Raw genomic sequence first — 26583 nt, forward strand, 5'->3', positions numbered from 1 at the left:
GACCACCTGAAAGCCATGGTCTACAGCACCCAAGATTTAATTGAAATCCTCAACCAAGAGTTAAAGGCAACCCTCCGGGGCGATCGCCTTTTGCTCTCCCCCGATGCGCGGGTGGGGGTACCGATTGTGACCATGGCCCTGGATCAAGACCAACTGGGAAAAGTGTTTGCCTGTCAGGACTTTACCCAACAGATTCATCAATACCAACGGGAAAATCATGTTTCCGGCATCGTTTGGCGGGAAATCACCGTCGGCGATCGCCAACTGCGCCTGCCGGAAATTCATCAGCAACTCATTGCCATCGACAGCGACAAAGCGATTCTCCGGGCAGCCAAACAAAATGTCCTCGACTTTTGGCACCACATCACCACTGGTTTAAACCTCTGGCAGTTAGTCGATCATCAACTTTCTCCCTTGACTTTTACGGAGCTAGAGCGGGCCAGTCGACTCGCTGAATGGGCGGAATTAGACGTGGGCCATGGTGAATTTTACCTCGCCCTCTGCTGGGGCAACCCGAAGGAATGTCACTATCGCTGGGCCGCCCCCAAATCTGGGTGCGATCGCCTCATTGCCGCCGCCGAACAACCCCAACATCTCAACATCTTCTAGCTCCCAAACATTTTTTCTGATCCCTCGCCCCTGCGCTAAAATTGTGAAATAGACGTACTAATTTCTTCCCGCTTCATTGAGTCTTTTTATGGCGATCGCCCCGAGTTTATTTTTTGCTTAGTTTGCATATATATTTTTTGGCTGCAAAATCTCCGCTCCACCCCCTCGGTAAATCTTGCCGCAGATTCAGCTTGCTCCTCCCAGAAGCCTTTTATGGTATAATTTTTGCCTGATTTAACCCAAAAACAGGCTACAGAGTTTTTACGCCCAAAATTCGGAGTTCGTCCATGACCAGTAATTACAGTGCCCAGCAGATCCAGGTTCTCGAAGGATTAGAACCTGTCCGCAAACGTCCCGGAATGTACATCGGCACCACTGGTCCCCGTGGCTTACATCACCTCGTTTATGAAGTGGTTGATAACTCCGTCGATGAAGCCCTCGCCGGATACTGCACAGAAATTAACGTTGAAATTAATGCCGATGGCTCCGTCACCGTCACTGATAATGGCCGCGGCATTCCCGTTGATGTGCACCCCAGTACCGGAAAATCAGCCCTCGAAACCGTGATGACCGTGCTCCACGCAGGCGGAAAATTTGGCGCAGGTGGCTATAAAGTCTCCGGTGGTCTGCACGGGGTGGGCGTTTCTGTGGTTAATGCCCTCTCCGAATGGGTCGAAGTTACCGTGTGGCGCGACGAAACCACCTACAAACAACGGTACGAACGGGGCGTCCCCCAAGGCGAACTCACCGAAGCCCCGGCCCCCCAGCATTTATCGGGAACGTCCGTTTGTTTTTTGCCCGATGCGAAAATTTTCACTGAAACTACTGTTTTTGATTACAATACCCTCGCCGGACGCCTGCGGGAACTGGCATATCTAAATGCTGGCGTCAGAATCGTCTTTACGGATCATCGCTCCGAAAAACAGGCCAGTAATACTTATTTTTATGAAGGAGGCATCAAAGAATATGTCGCCTACATGAACCGCGAAAAATCGCCCCTCCATGAAGAAATCATTTATGTCACCGGGGAAAAGAACGGTGTCCAGCTAGAAGTAGCCTTGCAATGGTGTACCGATGCTTATAGCGATAACCTGCTGGGTTTTGCCAACAATATTCGCACCGTTGACGGCGGGACACACCTTGAAGGCTTAAAAAGTGTCCTCACCCGGACGATGAATACCGTTGCCCGCAAACGCAATAAGCTCAAGGATAATGATTCAAATTTGGCGGGTGAAAATATTCGTGAAGGCTTAACCGCGGTAATTTCGGTGAAGGTGCCCGATCCAGAATTTGAAGGGCAGACGAAAACGAAGCTCGGCAACTCCGAAGTGCGGGGGATTGTTGATTCCTTTGTGGGCGAGGTGTTAACGGAATATTTTGAATTTAATTTAAATGTTGTTGATGCGATTTTAGAAAAGGCAATCCAAGCCTTTAAGGCAGCAGAAGCAGCACGGCGGGCGCGGGAATTGGTGCGCCGTAAATCCGTTTTAGAGTCTTCTTTGCTCCCCGGTAAATTAGCCGATTGTAGTGAACGAGATCCGGCGAAGACAGAAATTTATTTAGTGGAAGGAGATTCTGCGGGCGGTAGTGCGAAACAGGGCCGCGATCGCGCCTTCCAAGCGATTTTGCCGTTGCGGGGAAAAATCCTCAATATTGAGAAAACCGACGACGCCAAAATCTATAAAAATAATGAAATTCAGTCTCTGATCACGGCATTGGGCTTAGGGATTAAAGGGGAGGAATTTAACCCGGAAAAACTCCGTTACCATCGGGTGGTGATCATGACCGACGCGGACGTGGATGGAGCGCACATTCGGACACTCCTATTAACCTTCTTCTATCGGTATCAGCGGGAATTGGTTGATCAGGGTTACATTTATATTGCCTGCCCGCCCCTCTATAAGCTGGAACGGGGTAAAAATCACGCCTACTGTTACAGCGATCGCGAACTGCAAGATCAAATTAGCCAGCTTCCTGATAACGCGAAATATAATATCCAACGTTTTAAGGGTCTGGGGGAAATGATGCCCCAACAGCTCTGGGACACCACGATGAACCCAGAAAGTCGTACCCTCAAACGCGTTGAAATTGAGGATGCGGCGGAAGCGGATCGAATCTTTACGGTATTGATGGGCGATCGCGTTGCCCCTCGGCGGGAGTTTATCGAGATGAATGCCCCCAAGCTGAATATGGACGATCTCGATATTTAATAGCAGTTTGAAATGCATAAAAAAGCCTCCTCATCATTGCGAAAAGGAGGTTTTGTTTTTTCTTTGAAATTAGTAGAAATTAATCGTGCATTGCTTTCGCGAGTTCAGCCGCAACGAGGGGACGAGAGAACTGTGGCGGTGGTAATTCCCCACGGCGGAGCATTTCCCGAACCTTCGTGCCAGAGAGGTGGATCCGATCTTCGGGGCCACTGGGACTGGTTTTCGAGGTCGCCATCTGTTCTGTTTTCTTACAGAAGAAGGCGTGTTCAAATTTCATCGGGGTGATGCCAAGGGCTTGGGGATCAAACTCATCAAAGATCTTTTGAGCATCGTAGGTGCCATAGTAATCACCGACACCCGCATGGTCACGACCAACGATGAAGTGGGTACAGCCGTAATTCTTCCGGATCAGGGCGTGGAAAATCGCTTCACGGGGGCCAGCGTAACGCATTGCTGAAGGATTAATCGCTAAAATTACGCGCTCTTGGGGGAAATAGTTTTCCAGCATGATTTCGTAGCAACGCATCCGCACATCAGCCGGGATATCATCGCTCTTGGTTGCGCCAACGAGGGGATGGAGGAATAAACCATCGACGGTTTCGAGGGCACATTTAATGATGTATTCGTGGGCACGGTGGATCGGGTTCCGGGTTTGGAAGCCAACCACGGTTTTCCAGCCGCGCTCTTGGAAAGCGGCCCGGGAAGCGGCGGGATCAATTTGATATTTGGGGAAAAGGGGGTGATCATCCCGTTCGAGTAACCAGACGGGGCCAGCGAGATTTACGGCACCCTGTTCGTAGACCACTTTGACACCGGGGTGTTTTTCTTCATCGGTGCGGTAGACGTTGATCGCTTCGTGGGCTTTATTGTAGTGGTATTTTTCGGTCAGTTCGAGGACACCGATAAAGCGACCGTTGGCATCATCAAGGCGTACCCAATTGCCTTCTTTGAGGGGATCAGCAATTTCTTCGGAAACGGAGAGGGTGACAGGCACAGACCAGGGCAGGCCATTGCTGAGGTGCATTTCTTCAACTACGAGTTCGTAGTCTTTTTGCTCCATAAAACCCTTGAGGGGACTGAAGCCACCGATGGCAATCATTTCGAGGTCGGATTGGGCGCGGGCATCGAGGGTGATGCGGGGGAGGCGATCGCCTTGGGCGAGGAATTCTTGCTTCTCGGCGTCGGAGGCGATGCGGTTAATTAATTGGCCACCGTGGGGCGCAATTAGACCGGATGGGGTACTCATAAAATTTAGGATATAAAAGCATGGCTATCTGCAAGCTCTCATGGTATCAGTTTCTGTTCTTTCCATTGTGGGAATGGGGCGAGTTATGTTTCGTAGTGGAGGATCTCCAGGTGGGAAAATTGCCGTTCCTGGGCGATCGCCTTCAGTTTACGGTCGGCCTGTTCAAATTCCCGTAGATAATAGGCAAAATCTGGGTGCTGGGGATCGAGACCTTGCCATTTCTCTTGACAATAACGGCGATGCTGAGTCCAGTTGACGTGTTCGAGGGTGGCGATCGCCGCATGGATATTTAAGGTGGCCCGACGCACATCGATTTCAGTGGTTTCGGTGAGGTAGAGCAAAGAACCGAGGCTATGCATCCGTTCGGGGTGGTGGGTCAAAATATCGAGCATCCGGCCCAATAATTGATTATGGACATGGTTTTGCTTAATTTCTAAGGGGGTTTCAAGGATTTGTTGCCAGAGCCAACGGTGGTGGGACAGGCTAAACATCACTTCCTTTTCGGCGAGGCGTGCTTCGATGGGGTGACGCTGGGCTGGACTATGGAGATAGATCCGTAGCAGCAATTCTTCGGCCTGGGCGAGGGCAATGGTTTGGGAGGAAATGGCGATCGCCTCTGGTTGCACCTCCGGGGTCGCCGTCGGATTCCGGGCTTGGGCTTTGCGGAAACGGTTTACCTGGGTCAGGAGGGTCGCTTCCAATTGTTTTTTGTAGTGGGAATCTTCGTGATTGATGAGTTCACTGGCTTTAGCGATGTAGTGGCTCCGAAAACTCGGATGATCAATTTTGGCGATCAGGCGAATCATTTGTTTAATCACCCCTTGGAATTGGTCGGCTTGGGTGACGTCTTGGCCCAGCAAAATTTGCTCCAGTTGCCAATCGAGCCAGAGGGGCGCCGTTGTAAGGGCCGTTTGATACTGCGCCGGGCCTTGGTCTGTTTGCAAAAACTCGTCCGCATCCTTCCCCCCAGGGAGATTGAGGATCCGCACCTGGGCCTGGCCACTGTAAATTAGGGGTCCAATTTCGGTGAGGGTACGTTGGGTGGCTTTGATCCCCGCCTTATCTGCGTCAAAGTTAAAAATAATTTGCTTGGAATCGGTGTAGCGCAGCAGTTGTTTAATCTGCCCCTGGGTAAAGGCAGTGCCGAGGGAAGCCACCGCATTTTCAAAACCCGCTGCGTGGAGGGCGATCGCATCGAAATAGCCTTCGACGACCACGGCAGCATCCTGTTTGGCGATCGCCCCCTTTGCTTGGTCGAGGGCAAATAAAGTCCGGCTCTTGTCAAATAAGGGCGTTTCTGGGGAGTTGAGGTATTTTGGTTCTTCGTTCGTGAGGGTACGGCTACCAAAGGCGATCGCCCGACCCTGGACATCGTAGATCGGGATCATCAGGCGATCGCGGAACTGATCATAATGGCCGTTCCCCGACTGGCGTGGTTTAATTAAGCCTGCTTTTTCGACCAAATCGATGGGATAGCGCTTTTGTTCCACAAGGTAGTGGTAGAGGGTATCCCAGCCCCCCGGCGCATAGCCCAGGCCGAAGTTTTGAATCGTTGCTTCCGTTAATCGCCGTTGCTCGCGGACATAAGCTAAGGCCGTTTGCCCTTCCGGTTGCCGCAGGGAGTATTGATAAAAATCATTGGCGATCGCCACAATTTCGTAGAGCTGCTCCTTGAGGGACAGTTCCCGCTGGATCTCTTGGTGCTGTTCTGGTTCGAGGGTTTTGACCGGGACTTGATACCGTTGGGCCAAGTCCAGCACCACCTGGGCAAAGGGAGACTTATTGATTTCCATCAAAAACTTGATCGCATTGCCCCCTGCCCCACAGCCAAAACAGTGATAGAACTGCTTCGTCGGACTCACCGTAAAACTGGGGGTCTTCTCATCATGGAATGGACAAAGCCCCAGTAAATCCTTGCCCCGCTTTTTAAGCACCACATAATCAGATACCACCTCCGCAATATCAACCTTGGCGCGAATTTCTTCGATGGTTTCAGGATGAATCGAGGGGTAGGCCATGGATTACGTCGCAAAAATCTAAACAGAATGCATCCTTAAAGATAAAAGAAAATCTCCGGGGACGCCGCTACAAACAATAAATTGATCTGTCCTTGGCTTTTTACCCACAAAAAAAGCCCACAAACTGTGAGCTTAGAGAATGTGCAGTTGATAAACGAATGTGTAACAGAGAGTTCATGACAAAAACAAGAATCCAGTCCGAATACTCAAGCTTGCTTTTCCGAATCTATTTCAGAAAATCTTGGAGCTGCCAAAGAACTAGCCTTGATCAAACTCCCCTGTTCAGCACTCTGGAAAATAGCGAATGTTCGTGAGGATTATTGCTTTTGGATATGGATGGACAGACGTAGTTTGGAACAGCGTTTTCACCTCTTTTTTCTATTGTTTAGATTAAGCTGTTTAATCTGCCAGGAGAAGCGCTTTGCTTCTTGCCTCTAACGATATCACCCAATCTAGGAGATCTGGGGGAACGTGATTTTTCTTTGGGCCACTAAAAGTAGGCACTTACAAAAGATTAAAAAACATAAAAATTCAGCCATAGATCCAGGGCCAGGAGGGTCAACCCCAAAAGCAGACTGAGATAAAAATAGGCCCGCCAGCGGACAACATTAATCAACAAAATTAGGGTGATGCCATTGAAGAAAGTCCCAGTCAGGAGAAAGCCAAGGGCAACACCAGGGCTATTATTCCCCAAGATCAGATCGGCGATCGCCGCCATTTGTGTCGGTTGAACAGCGTACAAGATCCCCGCGCCAAATAGACCCGTCATACCGTGGCTGAGTAATGTTTCTAGGGGGAAAAGGACTTGGCCACAAGCCATCACACCACAGGCGATCAGGAGCCAAACCGACCATTCCAGCAGTTCTTGCATAAGGTTTTGGCTCGCCATGAGGGATCGAAATCGGCGAGAAGTGGGCAGAATGGTTAATTTACTCGGTGGCGCCAGGGTTTCTGGTTGGGTATTGGGAATGCGGTGGGAACTGGGACGGGCGATCGCCGGATACAAAAAAGTGTCTAGATCTCCCTGTTGGTAACTGCGCTGTTGACGCGCCCCCACAAAAATACTGGCAATTAAAAGCAAAATCCCTAGGCTCAGGCTGCCATAGAACAACACAAGTCCTCCCCGACCAGGTAGCTGCTGCCAGAATTTAGCGAGCACAAAGGGACTCAGGGAAACAGTCCCCAACCAAAAGGCGATCGCCCCCGCCGAGGAGCCGGATTGCCATAGGAGCCGTCGCAGGAGGGGCAGCCCACCCACTTGACCCACAGGTAGGATAAAGCCGAGGCCAAGACCAGCCAGTAATTGTAACCAGGCGCTTTGGGGAAGAACTTTTTCCCACCAGGGACGGGGCGTAAAAATTAAAGCCACCGTCGAGAGACATACCCCCACAAAAAGCCAGGGCCAAAGGATCAGCCATTGGGCGATCATCAGGGTAAACCACTGTTGCAAAGCGACCATTACCACACCTAAATTCCAGAAAAATTGCTCCATTTACCCTAACCGATCCCTGGTCTTTTGCTCGATTTTGAGCGGCGATCGCCCCGGTCAGACACCCCCCTGGGGATCTTCTTGCAACCCTTGGAAAAAGGAGCTTAATGGGTTATTAGTATAGAATTGAAAAACTTTGTTTATCATCATTTTTTAACTGAGAGGAATCAAACCATGGATTGGCGAGTTGTTGTTGTTTTAGCTCCCGTAATCATCGCTGGCTCTTGGGCAATCTTTAACATTGCTGCGGCTGCCCTGAACCAACTCCGCAATATGCAAACGAAGAAATAAGTCTTTATCTCTACTGCTTTTCGCGTAAATTACCCTTTGTTTTTGACAGGAGCAGCCCCTAGGGGTTGCTTTTTCATCCCCAGCAAATCTATGACTGTGCAAATCCGTCGTCTCCACCCCAGCCGTCCCGTTAACGTCAGCATCTTGCAGTACCAAGTGGCGGTGCCCGATGCCAAACCCCAGCATATCCTGGAAGAAATTGTTTGGCATAAAGAAAAAGAAGTGGAGCAACTACGCGATAAGGTTTCTCTGCTAGAGCTACGTCAGCGGGTCACAACGGTGCCGCCTGCAAAAGATTTTCTGGGGGCCTTAGTCCATGGGAAGACCCAGCCAGCCCTCATCGCTGAAGTAAAAAAAGCCTCGCCTAGTAAGGGGGTAATTCGGGAAGATTTTGACCCTGTGGCGATCGCCAAAAGTTATGCCGCCGGGGGAGCCAGTTGCCTCTCAGTCCTCACCGATAACAAGTTTTTCCAGGGCAGCTTCGAAAACCTGAGCCTCGTGCGCGATGCGGTGGATCTGCCCCTGCTCTGCAAAGAATTTATTATTTATCCCTATCAAATCTTTAAGGCCCGCAGCCATGGTGCCGATGCGGTTCTTTTGATCGCCGCGATCCTCAGTGACCAAGACCTCGCCTATTTCGTCAAAATTATCCGCAGCTTAGGGATGACCGCCCTGGTGGAAGTCCATACCCTCGCGGAACTTGATCGCGTCCTCGCCATTGAGGGGGTGAGCCTCGTGGGGATTAATAACCGTAACCTCGAAGATTTTTCCGTCGATTTGGAAACAACCACCATATTGCTGGAAAGTCGTCGCGCCGAACTCCAGGCTAAGGGTGTCCGCGTTGTCAGCGAGTCAGGCTTGCATACGCCCCTGGATCTCCAGTTTGTCAAAGAAGCCGGAGCAAAGGCAGTGTTAATCGGCGAATCTCTCGTGAAACAGCTGGATCCTGGGAAGGCGATCGCCGACTTATTTCAGTTTTAGATTGGGCTAAACCTGGAGGGGCACTCCCGCCGTTGCCAGGTGTTTTTTGATGGTGACCTTGGGGATCGCCGTATTCAAATGCTGCCAGGGTAAGACCTGAGTTGTCGCCCAATCCTGATGCACATAGAAATCTAGGGGGGGAATTTTGCCTTTCAGTTCCTTAAAGGCCCGCTTGTAGCTGCCGAGGGTATCACCGTAATCCCTGGTTAATTCTAAAAGGCTAGAGAGACGGCGATCGCCTCTGGAAAGCAACCCCTGAATCACAGACCAGTTATAGCTTTCGGGCCGGAACTCTATCCCCTGGGAGCGGAGATGCTTTTGGAGGAATTGCAGCCGTTTTTTGGCCGCTGGGTTTACTCCAAACCACTGGAAAGGCGTATGGGCCTTGGGAACAAAAGTGCTGCAACCGAGGGTTAAACGCAAGCCTGGGGCCGCTTTTTTCACAGCCTGCATCATTGCGACGGTTGCTTCCACATCCGCCATTTCTTCCCCAGGAATGCCCACCATGCCATAGAATTTAATCCCCTTGAGGCCGCCCGCTTTTGCGTTTATTGCTGCGGTAATAATTTCGTCGTTGGTGAGCTTTTTATTGACAATCTCCCGGAGCCGTTCCGAACCACTTTCTACGGCGATTGTGATCGAACGGGTATCCCGTGCCGCAAGAGTCCGGGCTAGTTTTTCCGTGACGGTGTTTGTCCGTACCGAGGCAATACTCAGGCGCACATCGGCATATTGGGGTTGGGAAAGATAATCTAATAGTTGCTCAAATTCCGGGTGTTGGGTCACAGAAGCCCCGAGCAAACCAAGGCGATCCGTAACTTTAAGGCCCCGCTCAATGGCCGGGATCAAGGACTGCTCTAAATTAGCCGTCCGAAAAGGCAAGGTGACATAGCTGGCGAGGCAAAAGCGGCACATTTCCGGGCAACTGCGCACCACTTCTACCATGTAGATATTTTCCCAGGCGGCTTGTTCTGTGACCACCGTCGAGGCCGAGAGGGTATTCCCCCGGTAAGTTTGTTTTTCAACACTTTCAGGAATATCAGGATATTTGGGACGAATGGTTTCAATGGCCCCCGTTGGCTCCTGGTAGGTTACTTCGTACAGACTGGGCACATAGATCCCCGGCGTTTGGGCGAGGTGGCGTAATTTGGTTTGGCGATCGCCTTGGCGCATTCCTTGGTATTGATCGATAAATTCATCCAGGAGATTTTCCCCGTCTCCCAGGAGGATCACGTCAAAAAAGTCCGCAAAGGGTTCAGGGTTGGCACTCAATACCGACCCACCCCCAAACACAAGGGGATGCTGTTCGTCACGCTCGGCTGCCCGCAGCGGAATTTTTAGTTTTTCTAACAAGCTAAAGAGATTTGTATAATCCAGTTCCCAAGAAAAAGAAAAGCCGACAATTTCTGGCTGAGACGGCAGTTTTTCCTCTAAATCTGTGAATAAACGACGCACATCCACATCGGGCCGTTGGCTAAATTTTGCCCACACCAATTGGTAGCCCAAGCTCGTAATCCCCACGGTGTAGGTATTCGGAAAGGCAAAAATCAAAGGGATCGCGTTGGCCGTCGGTGTTACAGGATCAAAAAGGAGGCGTTCTTGGTCAAACAAAGTCGTCAGGGTCAGAAAAAGTTTTGTACCCTTGCCATTGTAAGGGAGTCCCCTCAGCGATTGGCGATCGCCGCAAAGAGGACAGAAAATGACGGATCTTCTCCTAACGTTTCCTAGCGCAGATACCCTAAATTGACTGAAAATTTCTGTAAAAAAATTATTTGTTTCCCAAGCTTATCTAGTGTTAGTATATGCAGGCTTCCTGTTTTTCACCATAAATATGGTGCTATCTCTGAACAGGATTTTTTTGTCACTTCACCCCATTAATCCCGTCTGCCCTATGGATCTCCGTCAAGATACTGCCCTCTCCAGAAGCACCCCCAGCGCTACGGCTACCTACTCTGCTTCCAGGGCGGTAACACCGACGAAACCCCAGACCTATGTGATCAAACGGAGTGGCAAACGGGCTCCCCTCGATGTCACCAGAATTCGCAACGTGGTGCAGTGGGCCTGTCAAGATTTAGAAGCCAACACCATCGAACTGGAAGCCGGTCTAAAAACACGCCTCAAAGATGGGGTTACCACCCGCGAAATTCAAGAAAATTTAATTCAATGTGCCCTGGAGATGTGCAGTCCCGAAGAACCGGACTGGCGTTATGTGGCTGGGCGTCTCCACATCTGGAGCCTCTGGAAAGATACCCTCGTGGCGCGTGGTTATCAGTATGGTCAATACCCCCAGCTCGTGGCAGATAAAGTAGCCGCAAAAGCCTACGACGAGCGGCTATTACAATACAGTGCGGCGGAGCTAGAAATTGCCAATGGCTGGATCAATCCCGATTGGGATATGGATTATGATTATGCCGGAGCGGTGTTACTGACAAAGCGTTATCTGCTGGATGATGAACTGCCCCAGGAAGCCTTTTTAACTTGTGCGCTCCTCCTGGCTCTCCCGGAAAAACCAGAAAATCGGCTCAAGTGGGCGAAAAAATTCTACGAGGCGATCGCCCAGCGGCAGATTTCCTTAGCAACGCCGATCCTCGCCAACCTGCGGATTCCCAATGGCTCCCTTTCTTCCTGCTTCATCATTGGCATGGAAGACAACCTCGAAAGTATTTTCCGCGAAATCACCAATGCCGCCCGGATCTCGAAAAATGGCGGCGGGGTCGGCTGTAATGTCAGTCGGATCCGCGCCACGGGGAGCCGCGTGATGGGCAAGGCCAATGCCTCCGGGGGCGTTATTCCTTGGATTAAACTCCTCAACGATACGGCGATCGCCGTTAATCAGGGGGGCCGCCGCGCCGGGGCGATTACTGTTTCCCTCGATGTGTGGCATTTAGATGTGCCAGAATTTCTCGAAATGCAGACCGAAAACGGGGATCAGCGGCGCAAAGCCTACGATGTCTTTCCCCAACTGGTAGTCACCGATGAGTTCATGCGGCGGGTACAACACAAAGAAGCGTGGACTTTGGTGGATCCCTACGAAGTTAAAGAAAATCTCGGCATTGATCTCGCGGCCCTCTGGGGCGAAAAATTCGACGCGGCCTACCGTCAAATCGAAGCAAGCCTAGACCAAGACATTAAGCTCTACAAAAAAGTCGATGCCCGGCACCTGTTTAAGGAAATTATGCGATCGCAGATCGAAACTGGGATGCCCTACATCGCCTTTAAAGACACCATCAACCGCGCTAACCCGAACCAACACGAGGGCTACATTCCTGGGGTCAACTTGTGCGTCGAATCTTTTTCCAATGTGGTGCCGGGTCAGCTCGCCCACACCTGCAATCTCGACTCTTTAAACTTGGCGAATATTGAAGCTGATGAATTAGCCGATGCCTGCGAAGTGGCGGTGCGCATCCTTGATAACACCATCGAAATTACCAACACTCCCTTTGAAGACAGCAGCATCCACAACCAGCGTTACCGCACCATTGGTGTGGGGGCGATGGGTTTGGCAGATTGGCTCGCGAAAAATAAGCTTTCCTATAAAAATATTGAGGCCATTGATCGCCTCTTTGAAGACATTGGCTACTACTGCACCCGCACCTCTGTAAACCTCGCCCAAGAACGGGGTGCTTACCCTGGGTTTCCGGGTAGTGAATGGAGTAAGGGACATCTGATTGGCGCGAAACCGATTACTTGGTATCGGGAAAATGCCCACGCAGTAGACCGCTGGGAACGCCTCAGTGAAGATGTACGAAAGTACGGGATCCGCAATAGCCACATTACGGCGATCGCCCCCAATACCTCCTCTTCCCTAGTGCAAGGTTGTAGCGCGAGTATTTTGCCGACCTACAGCAAATTTTTCTATGACAAATGGGCAAAAGGCACCGTTCCCATTGCCCCACCGTTTATCGGTAAATCTTTCTGGTTCTACCAAGAAAACAAAAGCATGGATCAGCGTCTTGTGGTCAAAGCCGTTGCGACGATGCAAAAGTGGATCGATACGGGCATCTCGATGGAATTGATTTTCAATCTCAACCAAGGCATTTATTTCCCGAACGAACCAGAACGGGCCTTAAAAGCAAAGGATATTTTTGAAATCTTGATGCTGGCTTGGGCTGAAGGTTGCAAGGCAATTTACTACATCCGCACCGTACAAAAAGATGATTTTAAAGAGGGATCAGAAGGGTGTGTTGCCTGCGCGAATTAAAAAACCTGTATCGACAACGATGGGCTGATCGGGCACTTTTGCTGACCATTGCGGTTCATTAAGCGCCTGGTGGGAAAGGGATCAGGGGTTTCGGGGAATTTGTTAGGATTAGAGATTACATATTTCTTGTTCCGCAGTTGTTCAAAACCCTATGGCAGACACCAAAAAACCGATCAAAATCATTAGTGATAATCGTAAAGCCCGTTTCCAGTATGAAATCCTTGAAACCTTAGAGGCCGGGATTCAGCTCCAGGGAACGGAGGTTAAATCGGTGCGGGCGGGCAAGGTGAACCTAGGGGACGGTTATGTGTTAATTCGCAACAACGAGGCTTGGCTGCTCAATGTGCATATTTCGCCATATACTGCCAGTGGCCAGTACTTTAACCATGAACCCAAGCGCGATCGCAAATTGCTGTTGCACCGTAAAGAAATTCGCCGCTTGATCGGTCAACTAGAACAAAAGGGATTGACGCTGATTCCTTTAAAAATGTATCTCAAGGGCAGCTTAGTGAAAGTCAGTCTGGGGCTTGGCCGTGGGAAAAAGCTCCACGATAAACGCGAAACGATTAAACGTCGCCAGGATAGCCGGGAAATGGCGCGGGCCTTGAAACGTTATTAAGCCAAATTGAACCATGGAAAGTTTTCCCAAAGAAAACTCCATGTCGCATCAAATGGGAAAGTGAATTGTCGGGCGATCGCCCTGGGAAATACCAATATTTTTCGGTCATCCTTTTGCATAATTAGTGGGGTTAAACCCAGTGATAAGAAATCCCAAACAATAAAGGCGATCGCCAAAACTCAACAAAAGCATTCGTCAAAAGGGTGAATGTATCTTAAGATTGTCAGATAAGAGAATTAATTTTCTTGACAAAATCACGAATAAAATAAGCAAGTAAGATAGGAGGACATCTATGGCTCTCGTCCCAATGCGTTTGCTCTTAGATCACGCTGCAGAAAATAGTTATGGCATTCCTGCGTTTAACGTCAACAACATGGAACAGATTCTGTCCATCATGCAGGCCGCTGATGAGACCGATAGCCCCGTAATTCTCCAAGCGTCCCGTGGTGCCCGTAGTTATGCCGGGGAAAACTTCCTCCGTCACCTCGTGCTTGCCGCCGTGGAAACCTACCCCCACATCCCCGTTGCGATGCACCAGGATCACGGCAACAGCCCTGCCACCTGTTATTCTGCGATCCGTAACGGTTTCACCTCTGTGATGATGGACGGTTCCCTCGAAGCCGATGCCAAAACCCCCGCTAGCTTTGACTACAACGTCAGTGTGACTGCTGAAGTTGTGAAAGTGGCCCACTCCGTTGGTGCTTCCGTCGAAGGGGAACTCGGCTGCCTTGGCTCCCTCGAAACAGGGATGGGTGAAGCAGAAGACGGCCACGGTTTTGAAGGCGCTCTCAGCAAAGAACAACTTCTAACTGATCCCGACGAAGCTGTCGAATTCGTTGAGCGTACCCAAGTAGATGCCCTTGCTGTAGCAATCGGGACCAGCCACGGTGCTTACAAATTTACCCGGAAGCCCACTGGTGAAATCCTCGCCATTAGCCGGATCGCTGAAATCCACGCGAAACTCCCCAACACCCACTTGGTAATGCACGGTTCTTCCTCTGTACCCCAAGAGTGGCTCGACATGATCAATGAGTACGGTGGTGCCATTCCTGAAACCTATGGTGTACCCGTAGAAGAAATTCAAAAGGGTATCAAGAGCGGTGTGCGTAAAGTCAACATCGACACCGACAACCGTCTGGCGATCACTGCGGCAATTCGTGAAGCAGCGATGAAGGATCCGAAGAACTTCGATCCCCGTCACTTCCTCAAGCCTTCGATCAAGTACATGAAGCAGGTTTGTAGCGATCGCTATCAGCAATTCTGGTGTGCTGGTAACGCTAGCAAGATCAAGCAAATCCCCTTAGATGAGTTTGCGAAGAAATATGCCAGCGGTGAACTCGCAGCAAAAACTGCAGTTAGCGCCTAAGTTGTAACTCCCGCCAGTCTTAGGGTTTATTCCCTAAGCTAGCTTGAATTTGAGTCCTGTTCCATGGAGATAGGGCTCACTTTTTTTGCTTAATTCAGGAAGGGAACTTATTATTCCGCAGTTGCTCGATAACCCTCCCCTAGCCCCCTCTAGTGGAAGAGCGTTAAAAGATTGCCCTTGAGAGAGGTGCTGAAGGCGGAGGGTATTATCTTCGGTGAAAGAGTAACCTTGGGGGAAGAAATAATTTAGTTGAGGGTGCGCACATCGGTGACTTGACCCGTCACAGCGGCAGCAACGACCATCGCCGGACTCATGAGTAGGGTGCGCCCCGTCGCAGAACCCTGCCTTCCTTTAAAATTGCGATTCGAAGAAGAGGCGCTGATCTGGTTGCCTTCGAGCTTATCGGGGTTCATGGCGAGACACATGGAGCAGCCGGGTTCCCGCCATTCAAAGCCTGCTTCGGTAAAAATCCGATCGAGTCCCTCGGCCTCAGCCTGTTGTTTCACTTGCTCAGAACCGGGCACCACAAAGGCTTTTACTCCCGGAGCAACGTGATGGCCTTTGGCATATTTAGCGGCTTCTTGGAGATCGCTCAAGCGACCATTGGTGCAACTACCGATAAAACAGACATCAATTTTAGTGCCTTGGATCGCTTGGCCTGGTTGAAGCTGCATATATTTGTAAGCTTCAGCGGCGATCGCCTGTTCATCTTCGGCCATCATTTCTGGGGTCGGCACTGATTCATCAACGCCAATGCCCTGACCCGGTGTGATCCCCCAGGTGACGGTGGGGGCAATGTCTGCTGCGTCAAAGGTGACCACATCGTCATATTCGGCGTCGGCTTCACTGCGGAGACTATCCCACCAGGCGATCGCCTTTTCCCATGCTTCTCCCTTGGGTGCAAAAGGACGGTCTTTCAAATAGTCATAGGTTACTGAATCGGGGTTGACATAGCCGCAGCGGGCGCCCCCTTCGATGGACATATTACAAACCGTCATCCGCTCTTCCATGGACATTTTTTCAAAGGTTGTCCCGGCATATTCATAGGCGTAGCCGACGCCCCCTTTAACGCCCAGTTTGCGGATAATGTGTAGGATTACATCTTTGGCATAAACTCCGGGCTGGAGATCACCATTTACTTCGATTTTACGGACTTTTAACTTCGCCAGAGCTAGGGTTTGGGAGGCGAGCACATCCCGCACTTGGGAAGTCCCAATCCCAAAGGCGATCGCCCCAAAAGCGCCGTGGGTAGAAGTGTGAGAATCGCCGCAAGCAACGGTCATGCCCGGTTGAGTTAATCCCTGTTCTGGGGCAATCACATGGACAATCCCCTGGCCCCCGGAGCCGACATTATAAAAACGAATTTTGTTGGTAGCCGTATTTTTTTCCAGTTCCTGCATCATCGCTTCGGCGAGGGGATCCGCAAAGGGTCGCGCTTGATTTTCCGTCGGGACAATGTGATCCACCGTAGCGACCGTGCGTTCTGGATACATGACCTGGAGATTGCGGTCTCTGAGCATGGCAAAGGCCTGGGGACTGGTCACTTCATGGATCAGGTGCAGTCCGATAAATAGTTGCGTTTGGCCAGAGGGTAAAACTTTAACGGTGTGTAAGTCCCAAACCTTATCAAAAAGAGTGCCTTTGCTCATAGAACTGAATTGCTCAAGTACGCCAATAATATTCTGTGCAGAGCTTCAATCATACAACTTTTTTTTCCTCGCTTTGGGCAGGGGTTTGGGAGAGGGGCAAGGTGATTGTAAAGGTACTACCTTCCTGGAGACGGGAGGTGAGACTAATCTGACCTTGGTGGGCTTCGAGGATCAGTTTTGAAAGGTGTAGCCCCAGGCCGCTGCCCCCGTTGTAATGCTTGCCTTGGCGGAATCGCTCAAAGATTTCTAATTGATCTTCCGGGCTAATGCCGCTCCCCGTATCGATTACTTGAATTTGCACTTGCTCTTGATCGACTGGGGTCAATTTAACAGTGATGTGGCCTTGATCGGTAAATTTAATGGCGTTGCTCACCAGGTTCACTAAAACGCGATGCATGGCCAGGCGATCGCCTTCGAGCCACACGGAGACTTCGGGGAGTTCCCCCTGGAGTTGCAGTTGTTTTTCCTGGGCGAGGGGACGTAATTCCTCAAGCACATTGGTAATCACAGTCTTGAGATCCACCCGACTAAAATAGAACGTTTTCCGCTCGGATTCGTAGCGATAAACCTCCAAAATATTGTTCACCATCTCCAACAGATTGGCATTACTGCGGGACATGGTGCGTAAAACCTCTTGCATTGCTTCCGACAGTTCCCCCAAAGCCCCCTGCAAAAGGAGATTGAGCATCCGATCCGCCGCAATTAAGGGGGTGCGCATATCGTGGGTTAACCGGGAGGCGAAGTCTTCCCGTTGCCGGACAATCATATTTTTCTCATCAACGGTATGTTTAAACCGCAGCAGCGATCGCACCCGGGCAATCAGTTCATCAATCTCCACGGGTTTACGGATAAAATCATCGGCACCAATATCCAAACCTAGGGCAACACTTGGTTGAGCATGGGCGGTGATCAACAGGATGGGAATGTAAGGGATGTCGGGGTCGTTACGAATGTGCCGTGTAATCTCGAAGCCATCCATGTGGGGCATCATCACATCGAGCAAGATCAGGTGAAAAGGCTGCTGTGCCACAAGCTCCAGGGCTTTTTGGCCGTTATTAACCGTCACCAGGTCTAAATCTTCATCTTCTAAAATGCTCTGGATCAACAATAAATTATCCGGCGAATCATCCACGACCAGAACGCGATCACGGTTGCTCAGCGAAAACATGGCACATCACCCCAGGTTAATTTCGACTCAACTGCTGGTTGAACAGCGGAATCCCCTATTTTAAACGTTGAACCCAATGGCGGTTACGGCGTTGCTTCTTTAGCTTCATTATACCCAGGTCATTGCAGGGAAATGGGGTAATTAATAAGTTTAAATACTCAATTTCTTTGATAGGGCGATCGCCCCTTTTGGCTCAAGCCCACCAATTATTTAGAAATGATTTTATCTAGTTGATATTGGCGCTCCTCAGTGGTTTAAATTATTTCAGTCTGCATTATCCCCTCAAAAAAGAATCCCCTAGAAAAGCCGTAATCTTAGGCCGATCAATCCTTGATTCTTCCGAGAAAACAAAGGAAATTTGGTAGGATAGAAAGGCTGCTTCTATCTCAGGTTAAGGGTCTACCTCTAGAAAACGGCGATGGGATCAAATTTCTCCCCTAGGCAATTGCTAACAGCCAGTACGGAGAAGTCCTCTTTTTGTTGCTTCATTTTTAGCTCTTCTCGCACGTGCCCCCCATAAACAACATCAGAGCAGATTGTGTAACAAAAACAGAAGGAACGTTGGATTAGGAATAGAGACTTTATGGTTAATGAATCGTCAGATCAAGGGGGGCAACCACCGAGAGGAATCGGCAGTTTTGCGTGGTTAATTGAGGCCTATGGTCAGGCGATCGCCCTGTTAGAAAATCAAGCGGCCCAGATCGAAACTTTAGAACGTGAAAAAGATCATCTCGCCAACCAATATCGAGAGGCGCTCCAGCAATACCATCAGCTCAAGGAGCAATACGATCACCAATACAGTCAACAGTACCAAGAATATTTTTCGTTGCCCCTTCCCTGCTACCGTTGGCAAGCCATTGAGGGAGAGCTTTATTTATCGGACTTTAATCCGGCGGCGGCACGGTTTAACAGCCAAGCACTCCAGCAGCCTTCTTTAAATCTTGGTCAACGACCCCAGAAAATTTTTGCTGCGTTACCCACCCTCTACCACCACTTAGAAAATTGCCTCAAACGGGAGGTCTCGAACAGTCAGCGATTGCAATTTATTCGCTTAAATTTGTACCTCCGGGTGGAGTATGTGTTTATTGCTCCGGATCAAATCTTGATGTGTATTCTCGACGAGAGCGAGCAACTCCTCACGGAACAACAACTCCGCCAACAGGTGCGCCAACAGTCGGCGATCGCCAAATTAGGGAGCATCAGCCTCAACACATCAGATCTAGCGAAATTATTTCGTCAAGCGGTGATTTTTGTGGCCCGCACCCTGGACGTTCCCTATAGCTGCCTCTATCTGAAACAAAAAAAGACCTCTATTTGCACCCTAGAAGCAGGTTATGGTTGGCCTGTCGATCTCATCGGTGCGGTCACAGTGAGCACGACTCCAGATAGCCACGTTGGCTACACCCTGACCCAACAACAGGCGATCAGCATCGAGGATTTGCGCGTTGAAAGTCGCTTTCGGGGCGAAACGCTACTGCACAATTATCAAGTAGTCAGTGGAATTAGTATGCCCATTGGCCCAGTGGATAACCCCTGGGGAGTACTGGCGGTTTATAGTACCGAAGAACGTCATTTCAGTGGGGATGAGACTTATTTTCTCCAGGCGATCGCCCATGTTCTGTCTAGTAGTATCGAACGCGATCGCCAGGCAGCGGACATGAACCTTTTACACCGCTCGATCAATGTGATCCGCCAGGGAGTGGTAATCACCGATGCCCGGGAAGAGAATAATCCAATTATTTATGTCAACCAAGGTTTTGAAAAAATTACTGGCTACACCGCAGATGAAATCCTTGGTCGTAACTGCAATTTTCTTCAGGGCCGCGATCGCCGACAGCCTCCCCTCACAGAATTGCGGGCTGCGATCCTCAAGGGCCAAGAATGTAACGTCACCCTCCGCAACTACCGCAAAAATGGTGAACCCTTTTGGAATGCCCTCCACATTTTTCCGGTACGAGATCCTGCCGGTTATCTGACCCACTTTATTGGGATCCAAACGGATATTAGCCACGAAAAGGCCGCCGCTGCTAACCTCCAAAAAACCGAAGCGCAATTTCACCAAACCTTCCAACTCGCCCCCATTGGCATGGCAATCACGACCTTAGGGGGCCACTATGAACGGGTCAACCAAGCCTGGTGTCGGATCACTGGCTACGATCAAGAGACCCTCTTAGAAAAAACCTATCTAGAGTTAACCCATCCCGATGATCAAGCCGAAGATGAACGCCTCAATGAGCTCCTGCAGCAAGGCGATCGCCAGGAATTTCAGCGGGAAAAACGCTACATCGCCCAAGATGGCCAAAAAATTCACATCCTAGAACAAGTCGCCCTCGTGCGCGATGCCGAAGGCAAACCCCTCCATGTAATTCGGCAAATGGTAGACATTGGCGATCGCAAACAAATAGAACAGCGCCTCGTCCAAGAGGCCTTCTACGATCACCTCACCGGCCTCCCCAATCGCTCCCTCCTAGAAGAGCGCCTCGAGCAAGTCATTAAACAACAACAACGCTATCCCCAGCACCACAACGCCCTCTTATTTCTTGACTTAGATTATTTCAAAGCGATTAATGACCGCCTCGGCCACCTCGTTGGCGACCAGCTCCTACAAGACTTTGCCAAACGCATTTGTCACTGTCTCCGGGATGTGGATACCCTGGCCCGTTTGGGGGGAGACGAATTTGTCGTACTCCTCACAGAAATAACCGAGCCCCAGACCGCCTTTGAGGTTAGTCAACGGATCCATAAAGCCCTACAAACCCCCTTTGAACTCGCAGGCCAGTCCCTATTTGTAAAGGTGAGCATTGGTGTCTTACCTAAACTTGATCGCTATCTGACGGCGACGGGCATTTTACGCGACGCAGACCTAGCGATGTACCATGCCAAAGCCAAGGGACGCGCGCGTTCAGAAGTCTTTGAATTACCTTAAATTTAGCCCACTTCAGCTAGCCTGAGAGATCACAACTAAAAAAATCTCCCCCCAACTGGGGGCAGGGGGGCTGTGTCAATAAGCTCTGAGGCGCAGTTTAAATCCCACACATAAAAAAAGAGACTTTTCCCCAATTAATTAGAGAAAAAGTCCCCTTGAAAAAAAGCTGGGAAAAAGCGCGCGGGTTAACTGTCGCAGCAACTACAGAGAAGCCTTCGCTGGATTAGCCGACACATCTTCCTGAAGAGCGGCATATAAACGATTCAAGGCGCTGATGTACGCCCGGGCCGACGCTACCACAATATCTGTATTTGCAGCATGGCCAGAATAAATCCGTCCCTCGTGCCGCAAACGAATCGTGACTTCACCAATGGCATCAATGCCCGCCGTTACCGACTGCACGGAATATTCAATTAATTCATTGGGCACCTGAACGACCCGGTTAATCGCCTTATAAATGGCATCTACAGGCCCAGTACCAATGGCTGCATCGGTTAATTCTTTTCCTCCGGGAGTACGGATCGTAATGGTGGCTGTGGGTTGAGCATGATCACCACAGGAAACCTGCACCAGCTCCAGACGGAATAATTCCGGCGGTTGCTGGGTTTCATCCTTAACGATCGCCTCAAGATCCCAGTCGGTAATTTCTTTTTTCTTATCGGCCAGATCTTTAAAGCGCAGAAAAGCTTTGTTGAGATCGTTGTCAGACAGATCGAACCCTAATTCTGCCAAGCGGGTACGGAAAGCATTCCGACCAGAATGTTTACCCAAGATAATTTGATTATCAGTTAAGCCAATGGACTGGGCATCCATGATCTCGTAGGTGAGCTTATTTTTCAGGACGCCATCCTGGTGAATGCCTGACTCGTGGGCAAAGGCATTCAAACCCACAATCGCTTTATTGGCCTGGACAGAAAGCCCCGTCAAGTTAGATACCAAGCGAGATGTTTTGTAGATCTCTTTGGTATTGATGCTGGTCAAAGGTGCTTCTGAGTCAGCAGGCCGACCAAGGAAAGGATTGTAATACTGGCGGCGCACATGGAGAGCCATCACCAATTCTTCGAGGGCGGCATTCCCGGCCCGTTCGCCGATGCCATTAATAGTGCATTCCAACTGCCGAGCGCCATTTTTTACGGCTTCGAGGAAATTGGCCACCGCTAGGCCCAAATCGTTGTGGCCATGGACAGAGATAATTGCGCGGTCAATATTGGGGACGTTTTCTTTGATGCCTTTGATCAGAGCGCCAAATTCGGCGGGGGTTGTGTAGCCGACGGTGTCAGGAATATTAACGGTGGTTGCCCCGGCATCAATGACGGCTTCGAGGATTTGATAAAGGAATTCAGGATCCGAGCGGCCTGCGTCTTCGGGGGAAAATTCCACATCGTTGGTAAAGGTTTTGGCGTAGGCAACCATTTCCGGGGCGATCGCCAACACATCCTTGCGGCTTTTGCGGAGTTTGTACTCGAGGTGAATATCGGAGGTGGCGATAAAGGTGTGGATTCGATTGCTAAAAGCTGGCTTCAGGGCATTGCCTGCCGCTTCAATGTCGCCCTTGGTGGCCCGGGCTAGACCACAGATCGTTGGCCCATTTTCTGTGCCGACTTCGGCGGCGATACGTTGCACAGCATCAAAATCACCCCGACTCGCCCTGGGGAAACCCGCTTCAATGACATCTACACCAAGTCGCGCCAGGGCACGGGCGATCGCCAGCTTTTCGTCTCCATTTAGGGTTGCCCCCGGAGATTGTTCACCATCCCGTAATGTTGTGTCGAAAATAATAATGCGATCGTCTTGGTTGTTCATCATTTCCCGCTCCCTTAGCGTGAAAATAGTCTAAATAAAAACTCTATGTTGATTGGAATAAAAGTACTGGCTATGCTCCACTTTAAAAGAGTCCATAGCTATCTCCCTAGGATAAACCAATTCCTTAGGAATTAGATATTCCTGCCGTAAAAAAGGATGGGTGGCGTTTATCCAAACATGACCCATGGTCAGAGGTAATGGCTTACTGCTCCTGTAGGTAGCTCAAAAAAGTCGGAATATCAGGCGAGAGTTATAGTTGCCAGTCATCCAGAGCATGTGCGATTGAGGGTACCTATGTTATTGGAACACAACACTAAATCTTTGGCCTTAATTCAGTCAAAAATAGTGGCGTCATTCAAGGCATTTTTAAAGCATTTATGGCTACTGTGATTGCTTAAGGTTCTGTTTTTTCAATTTCGGCCCGCAGATTATTTAGATCAATGTAACAATCCGTGGCATTTCTCAGTTCCCGGGCGATCATTCCTTCTGTCGAAACAACGGTAATGTGGGTATTTTTTGAGCGTAAAAGTTCAATGGCCCGTTCAAAATCACCATCGCCACTAAACAAAATAACTTGATCATATTGATCGACTGTATTAAACATATCGACCACAATTTCAATGTCTAAATTTGCTTTCTGGGAGTAGCGACCGGAGACATCGTCATAGTATTCTTTGAGGATTTTTGTGCGTACTGTATAACCCAGACTAATCAAGGCATCGCGGAAACCCCGCTGATCTTGGGAATCCTTTAGGCCTGTGTACCAAAAGGCATTAATCAGGCGCACGGTGGGATCGCAAGTAAAATAATCTAAAACACGACGGGGGTCAAAAAACCAATTATTTTTCTGTTGTGCATAAAACATATTATTCCCATCTACAAAAATAGACAGGCGACGCTGATAAAAGTTCATAGCAAAATTGGCCCTAAAATAATAGGGTGATTTTTTTAAATATAGGGTTTTAGTTTGGGTTTAAATAAAGGGAAGAAGTTGTTCCCTCGCAATAAAAATAAAAGAGAAATATAGTGTAGGTTAGCAGATGGACTAGGCCAGGCATTCCTACGGAATAAAGCATAAAAATAAGTCTATCGGCCTATTGTAAAGGCTAAGGGATCTTTTCGGCAATGCTAAAAAATAGAGGCGATCGCCTGTAGAGTAAACAAGATTGAGGCCCGCAAAAGACTATGAATTTTCTCCGGAAAAAGCAATTACAGCAACGCCTGCGCCAGGATCCCTACTACCGCCTCCGTTCCTTCGAAGAAGTCGCCCTCGCTGCGGCCATAGGCATCAAGATCGATGTTAACCAAGCCACTGTCGATGATTGGCTCCGTCTGCCGGGTATTTCCATTCACCAGGGGCGATCGCTCGTGCAGCTCACCAGCCAGGGGGTGCAATTCTATAGCCTCGACGATGTGGCAGCGGCCCTAGGGGTTCCCCGTCAACGTCTCCAGCCCTTGGCCGCGATCCTCAGTTTTGCTTACTATGCCCCAGAGCTAGCCCCAGTACAAATTAACCTAAACCGCGCTGACCTTGGGGCGCTAGTCGATTTTGGCGTCGAAGTTCCCCTGGCCCAACGGATCATTACAGAGCGGCAACGGGGCCAGTATCGTGATTTTGCAGATTTACAGAGTCGGTTGCAGCTTTCTGGGGCACAGATCATGCAGTGGTTGCACTTGTTTCGCTTTTCGTGAATGCAGTCGTCCCATTGATCGCGAAACTTGTTAACGTGGGAAGGAATATTACAACTAACTTTTCGCCGAATCCATGACCCACCAGCGCGATCCCGAAGCCCAGGCTGTTGCCCAGGAATTAAAGCAGCAAATCATGATTTTGGGTTTGTTTCTTGCGAGTTTTTGGGGCCTAGAAATTAGTGATCAGTTTGTTTTTCAAAATCTTTGGCGGGGTGGCCTAGATGTATTCGGCATTCTGCCCCGACAACTGCTGGGACTCAGGGGAATCTTCTTTGCACCCTTTCTCCATGGTGGTTTTCAGCACCTCGTCACCAACTCAATCCCCTTTGCGCTGTTGGGCTGGCTCGTGATGCTAGACCGCATCCGTGACTTTTTTACGGTTACTTTAATAACAATGCTTGTCGGTGGCCTGGGAGTATGGCTCATTGGTGCCCAAAATTCTGTGCATATTGGGGCCAGTATTTTAATTTTTGGGTATTTGGGATTTCTGTTGTTTCGGGGCTACTTTCGGCGAGATATCCCATCCATTGCCGTTTCGCTCTTGGTATTTTTTCTCTATGGTGGGGTGCTTTGGAGTGTTCTACCGACGACCCCAGGGGTGTCTTGGGAGGGGCATTTATTCGGACTTATCGGCGGGGCGATCGCCGCAAAATATCTCAACCCCCGTTCCCTTCGCCGCTAATGGATTGCACCAGTTTGTGCTTGCCCTAGTGCCGTTATTCTGGGTCATTTTCTCCAAGCACCTGTTCCGTAACGGTTGCTGATTCTGTCATGTCCAAGGGCGCATCGGTGTTTTGCCACAGGGCAAAGGCAGAGACGGCCATCAAAACCACCGAGGCGATCGCCAAACTGCCCGCCGCCAAATGGTGCTCCCAAGACCACGCTTGCCAAAATTTCCGGGGGAGGGGAGCCATTTGTACGCCCGGTTGCTCTTCTGGGGCGATCGCCAATGTTCCGCCATCGTTGAGATAAATCAGGCGCAATTGCATCAACCGCAGCAGAGCTTGATCAATATCCTCGCCACTGGCCTTTTCCGCAAGAAATTCTGCGGTCCAGACTTGAAAATACTGTAAATTCAGCTCCTCTGGCTTCGTTTGGTTTTGGTGGAAATGGAGCCAACGGTAGAGGAGAGTTTCGCAGGTAGTAAGGCGTTCTTTGATCATAGGTTTGGACTGATGCACAAATCGAAATTTATTCGGTAACATTCGCTACAAATATTCTAGAAAAAAAAAGCTCCCTTTGGGGAACCTAATTCACGTTTATTGACGTTTTGTGCCGCGAAATGTAATGAATCCGAGACAATACTGCCCTTTAGCCGCCAATTTGCGACATGGTGCGGCCATATTGACCCGTGGTGGTTCCCATATCGCGCATTTTGAAATTAATCTCTGGTTTTTGGTCGAGGAGTGCTTTGACTGCCGCCCGAATTTCCCTAGGGGGAACCCCAGTCCGGAGTAATGTTTTGAGATCCATTTGTGCTGCTTCATTCAATAGGCAAGGCCGCAGCCAACCATCCGCTGAGAGGCGCATCCGGTTACAGCGATCGCAAAAACATTCAGACATCTGGGAAATAAACCCAAGCGTCCCCTTTGCCCCGGGAATCTTAAAAATATCTGCGGGGCCATTGCCCTGAACGAATGCCGTTTCTAAGCCCCATTTTGCCCGGATCCGTTGGCGTAATTCTTCCGAAGGAATCCAGGCCCGTTCATTAAATAATTTGTCGTTGCCGATGGGCATAAACTCAATAAAGCGCACGTGCCAATGGCGATCGCCTGTCAACGCGGCTAAATCTAATACCTCTTGATCATTTACCCCAGGGATCACCACGACATTGAGCTTGAGGGGGTCAAAACCAACCCGATGGGCCGCTTGGATGCCCTCCCAAGTTTGCTGCCAGCGACTCTTGCCCCGATTGCCAATAATTTGATCAAAGGTCTCAGGATTCAAAGAGTCTAGGCTGATATTGAGACGATTCAGACCCGCATTGTAGAGATCCTGAGCCAGATCCGCTAGTAAATAAGCATTTGTGGTCATCGATAAATCCTCTACCCCCGGCAAGTGGGCGATCGCCCGGACGAGGGGGACTAACTGGGGACGTAGGAGAGGCTCTCCCCCCGTGAGGCGAAATTTACGAAATCCCAAGGGAATAAACACCTGTTCGAGGAGCGTGAGAATTTCCCCATTGCTCAACTGCTCTGAGGTCAGCAAATATTGGAGGCTCGCTTCATCTGGGACGCAGTAATGGCAACGAAAATTACATCGATCAATCAAGCTAATGCGGAGATAATCTACCGGATTCATGCTTACTGCTACCA

At 49.9% G+C, this 26583-nt stretch carries 20 protein-coding genes; 10 read left to right on the forward strand and 10 right to left on the reverse strand.

The window, feature by feature from the left end:
* Positions 1-15 precede the first annotated feature (15 nt).
* Complete coding sequence (locus tag AACQ84_RS06845) at positions 16-609, forward strand: hypothetical protein (RefSeq protein WP_012306961.1); 594 nt, start codon at positions 16-18, stop codon at positions 607-609.
* Between the two features lie 287 nt (positions 610-896).
* On the forward strand, positions 897-2819 hold the full coding sequence (gene gyrB, locus AACQ84_RS06850; RefSeq protein WP_012306962.1) for a DNA topoisomerase (ATP-hydrolyzing) subunit B: 1923 nt from the start codon (positions 897-899) through the stop codon (positions 2817-2819).
* 79 nt (positions 2820-2898) lie between these two features.
* Here the strand turns inward: gyrB and sat are convergent, their stop codons facing one another.
* From sat to AACQ84_RS06865, 3 genes are all read right to left on the reverse strand, one after another.
* Complete coding sequence (sat, locus tag AACQ84_RS06855) at positions 2899-4065, reverse strand: sulfate adenylyltransferase (protein ID WP_012306963.1); 1167 nt, start codon at positions 4063-4065, stop codon at positions 2899-2901.
* Positions 4066-4148: 83 nt separating this feature from the next.
* Positions 4149-6083, reverse strand: coding sequence for a DNA primase (gene dnaG, locus AACQ84_RS06860; RefSeq protein ID WP_012306964.1), 1935 nt, complete (start codon positions 6081-6083; stop codon positions 4149-4151).
* A gap of 514 nt (positions 6084-6597) precedes the next feature.
* A complete protein-coding gene (locus AACQ84_RS06865; protein WP_041443476.1) occupies positions 6598-7575 on the reverse strand; it encodes a permease in 978 nt (325 codons plus the stop codon).
* A 171-nt stretch (positions 7576-7746) separates the two neighbouring features.
* Here AACQ84_RS06865 and AACQ84_RS06870 point away from each other — a divergent pair, with 171 nt between their 5' ends.
* Positions 7747-7863 carry a photosystem II protein Y gene (locus AACQ84_RS06870; protein ID WP_012306966.1) on the forward strand — a complete coding sequence of 39 codons (117 nt, stop codon included), beginning with the start codon at positions 7747-7749 and terminating at the stop codon, positions 7861-7863.
* Positions 7864-7959: 96 nt separating this feature from the next.
* A complete protein-coding gene (gene trpC / locus AACQ84_RS06875) occupies positions 7960-8844 on the forward strand; it encodes an indole-3-glycerol phosphate synthase TrpC (protein ID WP_041443833.1) in 885 nt (294 codons plus the stop codon).
* A 6-nt stretch (positions 8845-8850) separates the two neighbouring features.
* On the opposite strand, the gene AACQ84_RS06880 is transcribed toward trpC, so the two are convergent.
* Positions 8851-10455: a B12-binding domain-containing radical SAM protein gene (locus AACQ84_RS06880; RefSeq protein WP_012306968.1), complete on the reverse strand. Its 1605-nt coding sequence runs from the start codon at positions 10453-10455 to the stop codon at positions 8851-8853.
* A gap of 280 nt (positions 10456-10735) precedes the next feature.
* On the opposite strand from AACQ84_RS06880, the gene AACQ84_RS06885 reads away from it, so the two are divergent.
* The 3 genes from AACQ84_RS06885 (at position 10736) to fba (ending at position 15030) form a co-directional block, all read left to right on the forward strand.
* A complete protein-coding gene (locus AACQ84_RS06885; RefSeq protein ID WP_083764441.1) occupies positions 10736-13045 on the forward strand; it encodes a ribonucleoside-diphosphate reductase subunit alpha in 2310 nt (769 codons plus the stop codon).
* A 151-nt stretch (positions 13046-13196) separates the two neighbouring features.
* Entirely contained in the window at positions 13197-13664 is a 468-nt protein-coding gene (gene smpB, locus AACQ84_RS06890; RefSeq protein ID WP_012306970.1) for an SsrA-binding protein SmpB, read from the forward strand.
* Between the two features lie 292 nt (positions 13665-13956).
* On the forward strand, positions 13957-15030 hold the full coding sequence (fba, locus tag AACQ84_RS06895; RefSeq protein WP_012306971.1) for a class II fructose-bisphosphate aldolase: 1074 nt from the start codon (positions 13957-13959) through the stop codon (positions 15028-15030).
* 245 nt (positions 15031-15275) lie between these two features.
* Here fba and leuC read toward each other — a convergent pair whose 3' ends face one another.
* On the reverse strand, positions 15276-16679 hold the full coding sequence (gene leuC / locus AACQ84_RS06900) for a 3-isopropylmalate dehydratase large subunit (RefSeq protein ID WP_012306972.1): 1404 nt from the start codon (positions 16677-16679) through the stop codon (positions 15276-15278).
* A gap of 49 nt (positions 16680-16728) precedes the next feature.
* Positions 16729-17847 carry a sensor histidine kinase gene (locus tag AACQ84_RS06905; RefSeq protein WP_012306973.1) on the reverse strand — a complete coding sequence of 373 codons (1119 nt, stop codon included), beginning with the start codon at positions 17845-17847 and terminating at the stop codon, positions 16729-16731.
* A 583-nt stretch (positions 17848-18430) separates the two neighbouring features.
* Between AACQ84_RS06905 and AACQ84_RS06910 the strand changes: the two genes are divergently transcribed.
* The gene (locus tag AACQ84_RS06910; protein ID WP_012306974.1) at positions 18431-20773 is read left to right on the forward strand and encodes a sensor domain-containing diguanylate cyclase; all 2343 of its coding nucleotides are present in this window, start codon (positions 18431-18433) and stop codon (positions 20771-20773) included.
* Between the two features lie 201 nt (positions 20774-20974).
* Here the strand turns inward: AACQ84_RS06910 and AACQ84_RS06915 are convergent, their stop codons facing one another.
* Entirely contained in the window at positions 20975-22576 is a 1602-nt protein-coding gene (locus AACQ84_RS06915) for a 2-isopropylmalate synthase (protein WP_012306975.1), read from the reverse strand.
* 394 nt (positions 22577-22970) lie between these two features.
* Entirely contained in the window at positions 22971-23489 is a 519-nt protein-coding gene (locus tag AACQ84_RS06920; RefSeq protein WP_012306976.1) for a LabA-like NYN domain-containing protein, read from the reverse strand.
* 272 nt (positions 23490-23761) lie between these two features.
* On the opposite strand from AACQ84_RS06920, the gene AACQ84_RS06925 reads away from it, so the two are divergent.
* Positions 23762-24268 (forward strand): hypothetical protein, encoded by a 507-nt coding sequence (locus AACQ84_RS06925; protein ID WP_012306977.1) that lies wholly within the window; start codon positions 23762-23764, stop codon positions 24266-24268.
* A gap of 73 nt (positions 24269-24341) precedes the next feature.
* Complete coding sequence (locus tag AACQ84_RS06930) at positions 24342-24950, forward strand: rhomboid family intramembrane serine protease (protein ID WP_012306978.1); 609 nt, start codon at positions 24342-24344, stop codon at positions 24948-24950.
* 34 nt (positions 24951-24984) lie between these two features.
* Here AACQ84_RS06930 and AACQ84_RS06935 read toward each other — a convergent pair whose 3' ends face one another.
* A complete protein-coding gene (locus tag AACQ84_RS06935) occupies positions 24985-25431 on the reverse strand; it encodes a hypothetical protein (RefSeq protein WP_143589352.1) in 447 nt (148 codons plus the stop codon).
* 148 nt (positions 25432-25579) lie between these two features.
* Positions 25580-26569, reverse strand: a complete 990-nt coding sequence (gene moaA / locus AACQ84_RS06940; RefSeq protein ID WP_012306980.1) for a GTP 3',8-cyclase MoaA — start codon at positions 26567-26569, stop codon at positions 25580-25582.
* Between the last annotated feature and the right edge of the window lie 14 nt (positions 26570-26583).

The organism is Picosynechococcus sp. PCC 7002, assembly GCF_963860125.1.
Classification (GTDB): Bacteria; Cyanobacteriota; Cyanobacteriia; order Cyanobacteriales; family MRBY01; genus MRBY01.

Coding starts and splice junctions, on each gene's coding strand:
- AACQ84_RS06935 (WP_143589352.1), bottom strand. CDS start 25,431: ATGATCAAAGAACGCCTTACTACCTGCGAAACTCTCCTCTACCGTTGG.
- smpB (WP_012306970.1), top strand. CDS start 13,197: ATGGCAGACACCAAAAAACCGATCAAAATCATTAGTGATAATCGTAAA.
- sat (WP_012306963.1), bottom strand. CDS start 4,065: ATGAGTACCCCATCCGGTCTAATTGCGCCCCACGGTGGCCAATTAATT.
- AACQ84_RS06930 (WP_012306978.1), top strand. CDS start 24,342: ATGACCCACCAGCGCGATCCCGAAGCCCAGGCTGTTGCCCAGGAATTA.
- AACQ84_RS06845 (WP_012306961.1), top strand. CDS start 16: ATGGTCTACAGCACCCAAGATTTAATTGAAATCCTCAACCAAGAGTTA.
- moaA (WP_012306980.1), bottom strand. CDS start 26,569: ATGAATCCGGTAGATTATCTCCGCATTAGCTTGATTGATCGATGTAAT.
- AACQ84_RS06870 (WP_012306966.1), top strand. CDS start 7,747: ATGGATTGGCGAGTTGTTGTTGTTTTAGCTCCCGTAATCATCGCTGGC.
- AACQ84_RS06925 (WP_012306977.1), top strand. CDS start 23,762: ATGAATTTTCTCCGGAAAAAGCAATTACAGCAACGCCTGCGCCAGGAT.
- fba (WP_012306971.1), top strand. CDS start 13,957: ATGGCTCTCGTCCCAATGCGTTTGCTCTTAGATCACGCTGCAGAAAAT.
- gyrB (WP_012306962.1), top strand. CDS start 897: ATGACCAGTAATTACAGTGCCCAGCAGATCCAGGTTCTCGAAGGATTA.
- AACQ84_RS06905 (WP_012306973.1), bottom strand. CDS start 17,847: ATGTTTTCGCTGAGCAACCGTGATCGCGTTCTGGTCGTGGATGATTCG.
- dnaG (WP_012306964.1), bottom strand. CDS start 6,083: ATGGCCTACCCCTCGATTCATCCTGAAACCATCGAAGAAATTCGCGCC.
- AACQ84_RS06865 (WP_041443476.1), bottom strand. CDS start 7,575: ATGGAGCAATTTTTCTGGAATTTAGGTGTGGTAATGGTCGCTTTGCAA.
- AACQ84_RS06910 (WP_012306974.1), top strand. CDS start 18,431: ATGGTTAATGAATCGTCAGATCAAGGGGGGCAACCACCGAGAGGAATC.
- AACQ84_RS06885 (WP_083764441.1), top strand. CDS start 10,736: ATGGATCTCCGTCAAGATACTGCCCTCTCCAGAAGCACCCCCAGCGCT.
- leuC (WP_012306972.1), bottom strand. CDS start 16,679: ATGAGCAAAGGCACTCTTTTTGATAAGGTTTGGGACTTACACACCGTT.
- AACQ84_RS06920 (WP_012306976.1), bottom strand. CDS start 23,489: ATGAACTTTTATCAGCGTCGCCTGTCTATTTTTGTAGATGGGAATAAT.
- AACQ84_RS06915 (WP_012306975.1), bottom strand. CDS start 22,576: ATGAACAACCAAGACGATCGCATTATTATTTTCGACACAACATTACGG.